The organism is Aggregatilinea sp. (genome assembly GCF_036822615.1).
Classification (GTDB): Bacteria; Chloroflexota; Anaerolineae; order Aggregatilineales; family Aggregatilineaceae; genus Aggregatilinea.
In genome coordinates, this window is sequence record NZ_DAISHJ010000191.1 from 1 (window position 1) to 5,881 (window position 5,881).

A 5,881-nucleotide genomic window follows, 5' to 3' on the forward strand; every position below is an offset into this window, starting at 1 on the left:
CCAGGCTGCATCGTCCGCCGCGAGCGTTTCGACCGCCGCCGGGTGCGCCGCGCGATCCAGCGTACCGAGCGCCGCCGCCGCGGTTGCCACCGCCGGAGACGCGCCGGGCGTGACGTGCATGTGCGCCGCGCCAAGCTCGGCGGCCAGCGGATCGATGCGCGCGAGCAGATCGTCGATGGGCGCGTCCAGCGGCAGGGGGCCAAGCGCATTCAGCCGGGGATGCAGCGTCACGCCCTCCGCGACGAGCGGGATCACCGGCAGGCCCAGCGTCAGTGCGCTCGCCCACTCGTACGCGCTGAACGGCGACGCGGACCATTCCGGCGTGGCGATCGCCACCACCGCAAACGCCTCGCGCAGCGCCCCATCCACACCGGGCCACCAGTCCGCCCCGGCTTCAGGATTGGGATCGACCCACGCCGCATACCCCACCGATTCCAACGCGTTTTTGAGGATATAGGCAGTTTCGCCCGCCGTGAAATGATATGAAATGATGACAGATGACACTTTTTTGCCGTTCCTCCGTATAATGAATAGATGATCGCCGAGCTAACACGGTTACAGGCCCCCTCCCACCCCACCCTGTGATCGTACTCGGCGGTTTTTTTATTGTAGCGCCTGAACCCTGTTTCGGGCCTACACACAAAAGCGCCCCCGTGAACCGGGGGCGCTGTCCTTTTACGCTAGACGAGAGTGCCGCGTTAGTGCGTCTCGACCAGATAGTCGATCACGGCCTGACGCTCGCCCGCGTTGAGCTGCGCGCCGTAGCCGATCATACGGTCCACGGTCGCGGTCCATCCCGCCTCGTCCTTGTCCGCCGAATCCACGCGCGCCAGGTCGTGGCAGACGGTGCAGCGTTCCTGAAGCAGTTCTTCGCCGGTCATCGTCGCTTCGCCCGCCTCGGCGGTCGCGCTCGGACCCATCATGGCTTCCATCAGGTCGTCGGCGCTGCCGGTATAGGTCACGCTGGCCGCCACCTGACGGACGTAATCAGCGTATTCGGGGGTGTATTCACCCGCAGCCACGGTCACCATCGTCACCGACAGCAGTTCGTCGCCCAGGTCGCGCACGACGTACGCGCCGTCGCCCGTGCGGTCCGACACCTCGACGTAGCCGCCCATCACGCCGCCGCCCAGGTCCATTTCTTCCGCTTCACCGATGCTGAAGCCCATATCGGCTTCCGCCGTGCCCATCGGCTCGGCCATTGCTTCTTCGGTCGCCATCATGTCCGGCGTTTCGGTCGCTTCGTCGGGGGTCACGAAGAAGCTGGCAAGCAGGCCGGTCAGTTCGCCCAGGGCGATGTCTTCGGGCAGTTCAAACCCGATCGCGCCGAAGAAATCGGCAGGCAGAATGATGGTGAGGATCGCAGCCTGACCCGCTCCGGGGCCTTCCGCCATAGGATCGTTCCAGGTCGCCAGCGTTTCCTCAGAGTCCACGATCACCGCGCTGGGGAACGGAATGTCGTCCCCGCCGCTCTGTGCAATCCAGCCTGCCGGATAGGACAGGCTCAATGAGCCATCGTCAGAGGTGTACTGCTGCCATTCCGCCGGTTCCTCGGTCTGGGCGAATACGGCCACCGGGCTGATGACCAGCGCGGCTAACAACACGAGACTCAGTAAGCGCTTCATGCCAGTTTCTCCTTGTGTGTTCTTCAGGAAGTGGAGCAAACGTCCCGTTCATTGTAGGACTAATCGAAGAACGAACACAACAGGAAATCCGCTGCAAGGCGGGATCCTGTCGCTGTTCAGGTTATAGCATCAGAAAACCCAATTTTCACAAACGAGGAAAAAACAGCGGCAGGGCGTCTCATATCGCCTGCCGCTTTACCCTTACGCCGCCTCTGGATCGGGTTCCGGCGTGCCGGGCGGTTCCGGCCCGGCAGGGCTTGGCAGCGGGCCAAGCTGGAAGTACCGCGCGCGGATCTCGTCCACCGACAGAATCCCCTGCGCCACGCGGATCTCGTCCAGCATTTGCGATTTGTCCTGCGGGCGGATGTCATCAAACTCCCCCGCCAGCCCTGCGCCGTAAAATGGCAGCAGGTCGGTCGTGATCTTCTCCGCGATGCGCACCAGCTTCGGCCACAGCGTGCGCTCGATGAACACGCGCTCCCCGACCAGCGCGTTCGCCTCGGTCGCGTTTTCGCTGAACATGCCCACCGGGATGCCGAAGATCTGGAAGATCTCCTCGCGGTTGAAACGCCGTGCGTTGAGAAAGTCCATATCCTGCTGGCTCATGCCGACGTTGTGCCACTCCACCGACGCGCCGCGCAGAAAGGCCGTTTTACGCTCGCGGCCCCCGTAGGCGGTGCGCCATTCGCGCTTGAGCCGCTCGTAGTCCGCGTCGCTCACGCGCTCCTTGATCGCCACGATCCCTGCGGGCACGGCCATACCCTCCCCGAAATAGCGCCGGTTCCAATCGGCCATGGCGCGATCCGTCTCGACCGCCAGCCGCGCCGCTTCGAGCGCGCTGAGGCCGTAATAGTCGTTGGCGGGATGCCAGCGCCGGAAGTGCACCACCTCCGCCGCGTCGAGCGGGATGCGCCGCCCGTCCACCTCGTAGATATAGCCCCGCACGCCGCGCCGTGCGTCCGGCACGATACTCACGCGATCCGGGCGCAGCGGCCACAGCTCTAGCGGCGCGCCGCCCGGCTCCCCGGCCAGGAACCAGTACGCGTTGCCGTGAATTTCCAGGCTGCCGACCGTCTGCTCGATCAGCTCGAAGCGGCTCATGAGCGGGTTGGGCCGCGCCAGCAGCCGCTCGAAGGGGTGATCCGCGACGGCGACCGCATGCTCTGGCCCGGCCCGCCGCGTCACGCGGAACGGGACCAGCGCCGCCGCCTCCGCGATGCGGTTCACGGCCACGTACACCCACGGGCTGCCCATGTACACACCTGCGTAGCGCCCGGCCTGCCCGATCTCCGGCGCGACCTCGACCGGATCGACCAGCACGCCCGCCTCCACGCGGTGAATGACGCTCGCGGGCCGCCACTTCACGTACCCCAGGCGGCGCAGCGCGCGCTCGACGATGGTTGCTTCGTGTTCCATACCCCACCTTCCTCCTGTGTTGCTGCCCGTGTTAAAATGCGACCCCGCTCTCCGCCACGCTCGGCCTGTATCGGGTCGGCCCTACACCCCGCCCTTTTGCGTCCTGTGCCACGCCATCCCGTAGGGGCAATTCACGAATTGCCCCCGCCCAGACGCAACGAACCGGATTTATGTACGACCGGGTTTGCGATACGCCCCTACGACCTCGCCGCCAGACCCGATCCCATTTTCGATGAACCGGACGGAACGATCTCCGCTGTTCCCCGATCGTCCCCTGCCGTTTTTCCGTAGGGGCGGGTCTGTGACCCGCCCTGTTACGTCCTGCGCCGCGCCACCCCGTAGGGGCAATTCACGAATTGCCCCCGCCCAGACGCAACGAACCGGATTTATGTACGACCGGGTTTGCGATACGCCCCTACGACCTCGCCGCCAGACCCGATCCCATTTTCGATGAACCGGACAGAGCAATCCCCGCCCCAACGCATCCCGTACAGCCTGCTTGTCTCCCCTCTCCAACTTGATTGGAGAGGGGCCGGGGGTGAGGTCTGCTTTTTACTCCCGCCCCCGCCGCCTCACACAAAACTGATCCCCGCCGACCCCGCCTGCACCCCGTGCCACGCCAGCGCCAGCGCGATCACCGTATCGTCGTGCATCCCCGGCGGCGCGCCATACCGGAACCGCCCGCTCGGCAGGCGGTCCAGCGCGTACGCCTGCAGCTCCGCGATCAGCACCGGATCGGCCAGCAGCGTCAGGTCGCCGCGTTCGAGCGCCAGCGCCAACCCGTCGATCAGCGGCCCCTTGCTGCTCGCCGTGGTCGTGAACGCCACCACCGGCAGCCCCTCCGCTTGCAGCGCCTCGATGTTCGGCCCACCGATGCTGTTCGCCTCGGCCCAAATTGCTTCCGGCCCCCACCGCGCCGCCAGCGCCGCGAGCCGCCCGCGCTGCAGCGCCCACCCGATCTCGTTGAACCGTTCCAGCGCGACCAGCCGCCGCCGGTCCGCCGCGATCACGGCGATGGCGGTGAAGTCGCCGTCGCGCCCCCAGTCCACACCGAAGATGATGCGCTCGCCGGGCTGCGGACCGTCCTCCGGCGCGCCCGTTGCCGTCGATTCCACGCGCCGGAACACGCCCGCCGCATCGTCCAGAAACTCGGCCAGATATTCCTGCCGGAACGTCCGCTCCGGCACGTGCTCGCGCGCCGCCTCCACCTCGGACGCCGCGATCAGTGGATTGGCAGCAGTCGGGAAGCGCCAGCTTTTCCACTCCGCCTGCGCGGCGTTCTGCCCCCGCATATACAGGCTCCAGAACCAGTTGCGCCCGTTGGGACTGCTCAAAAACAGCGCCTCCCCGCGCCGGTCCGCCAGCGCGGGCCGGATCGCCGCCGCCCACACGTCGGGATGCAGGTACGCGGCCTCGTCCAGCACGGCCAGATCTAGGCCGGAGCCGCGCAGCGCGTCGGGATCGTGCCCGCTGCGCACGCGGATCAGCCCGCCGCCCGGCAGCGTGATCTCGCGCATCGACTCGTTTTTCTCCGTCCACGCCCCCGCCAGCGTCGCGCGCAGGCTGCGCCACACGTCCTGCGCCATGCGATACGTCGGGCTGATCCACCACACGACGCGCCCACCCAGCGCGCGCTCAATCGCCAGGATCTTGCCCGTCTCCGTCTTCCCGAAGCGCCGCCCGCACGCCACCACCTTGAAGCGTGCCGGATGCCTCAGAATCTCGATCTGCCCAGGGTGCGGCTGATACAGCTTGATGGTCTGGCGTCCCATATTCCACCCGGATCACTCGCTCGGACGGCGCGTCGGCTTTGCTGTTCCCGGCGGGACGCGATCGCCGCACGACCGGGACCGGACGCCCCAGCCCCACGCGATCCAGCACTTCGCGCGCGGCGCGCACCGCCACCTGCGAGCTGCCCTCGGCCAGCGCCCGCTCGAAGGCGTCCACCGCTTCCGGCGTCAGCGCGATCAACCGCGCGAATGCGCCCAGCGCCGCCTCGTACGTCTTCAGGGCTTCCAGCCGCGCGGCGACCGGTTCGTCCGCCAGCCACACGCCCAGCGTCTCGGGATCGACCCCTAGCGCCGCCAGGATGTCCTCCTCCGTCTGCCCGCTCGCCAGCCCGTACAGCGCCCACTGTGCCAGCGCCCCAATGGGCAGATACGCGCCCTGCTTTCCCCGCGCCATTGCTCCTCCTCCCCCTGCCTGCGTTCGATGGTCCGGCGTGTTTGCCTCTCGAAGCGCGCTTGCCTCCTTTCGTGCTGCCTGTTTCCGGCTGCAAACGTGGAAACGCCGGGGAAAGCCCCACGCTCTCCCCGGCAGCGGAACCCGCCCGGCGCTCGGATGCAGCGCTCGCCGTCACGGTTGCTAACGGATACCCCCACCTCGCCCGCGATTGTCTGAGGTCCGTGGCCGCCCCCTCGCACCGAACTGACTTCAGTTTAGCACGCATGTTCTACACCGTCTACGCCGTTAATGGTGGTTCATAGCGACTATTCCGCATTTTCACCCGGGGATCCATCGCCGCGCAGCGGCGTCCGATGGTACACTAGAAGCGGCTGTGCACTTTCGCGCGCACGCGGGTTTCACTCACGGGGCTGCTGCGACTGTTTCCCCTGGCGTGAATGCAAACCGCGAGCGCTGGACACCGTAGGGGTAGGGCTTGCCCTACCCGGCTTTTCGCTCACCGGGCGGGGCAAGCCCCGCCCCTACGAAAGGCCGTGTTCCCTTCGAAGGTGCTTCACTTAACGCGTATGGGTTAGACCCCCGCCCCTACAAATCCCGTCGGGCGCGGCTTGTCTCCCCTCTCCAACTTGATTGGAGAGGGGCCGGGGGGGAGGTCT

The 5,881-nt window shown here is 66.8% G+C and carries 5 protein-coding genes; all 5 read right to left on the reverse strand.

The annotated features are described in order from the left end of the window. Window positions 1-504: toll/interleukin-1 receptor domain-containing protein (locus V7116_RS25140; protein ID WP_324394752.1), on the reverse strand; the 504-nt coding region annotated here is incomplete at its 3' end. 194 nt (window positions 505-698) lie between these two features. Continuing rightward, the gene (locus tag V7116_RS25145) at window positions 699-1,625 is read right to left on the reverse strand and encodes a hypothetical protein (RefSeq protein WP_324394753.1); all 927 of its coding nucleotides are present in this window, start codon (window positions 1,623-1,625) and stop codon (window positions 699-701) included. Between the two features lie 201 nt (window positions 1,626-1,826). After that, window positions 1,827-3,041 (reverse strand): phage portal protein, encoded by a 1,215-nt coding sequence (locus V7116_RS25150; RefSeq protein ID WP_324394754.1) that lies wholly within the window; start codon window positions 3,039-3,041, stop codon window positions 1,827-1,829. A gap of 572 nt (window positions 3,042-3,613) precedes the next feature. Beyond that, window positions 3,614-4,735, reverse strand: a complete 1,122-nt coding sequence (locus V7116_RS25155) for a phage terminase large subunit family protein (RefSeq protein WP_324394756.1) — start codon at window positions 4,733-4,735, stop codon at window positions 3,614-3,616. After that, window positions 4,677-5,225: a hypothetical protein gene (locus tag V7116_RS25160; RefSeq protein WP_324394755.1), complete on the reverse strand. Its 549-nt coding sequence runs from the start codon at window positions 5,223-5,225 to the stop codon at window positions 4,677-4,679. The genes V7116_RS25155 and V7116_RS25160 overlap by 59 nt, the downstream gene beginning before the upstream one ends. Between the last annotated feature and the right edge of the window lie 656 nt (window positions 5,226-5,881).

Coding starts and splice junctions, on each gene's coding strand:
- V7116_RS25150 (WP_324394754.1), bottom strand. CDS start 3,041: ATGGAACACGAAGCAACCATCGTCGAGCGCGCGCTGCGCCGCCTGGGG.
- V7116_RS25160 (WP_324394755.1), bottom strand. CDS start 5,225: ATGGCGCGGGGAAAGCAGGGCGCGTATCTGCCCATTGGGGCGCTGGCA.
- V7116_RS25145 (WP_324394753.1), bottom strand. CDS start 1,625: ATGAAGCGCTTACTGAGTCTCGTGTTGTTAGCCGCGCTGGTCATCAGC.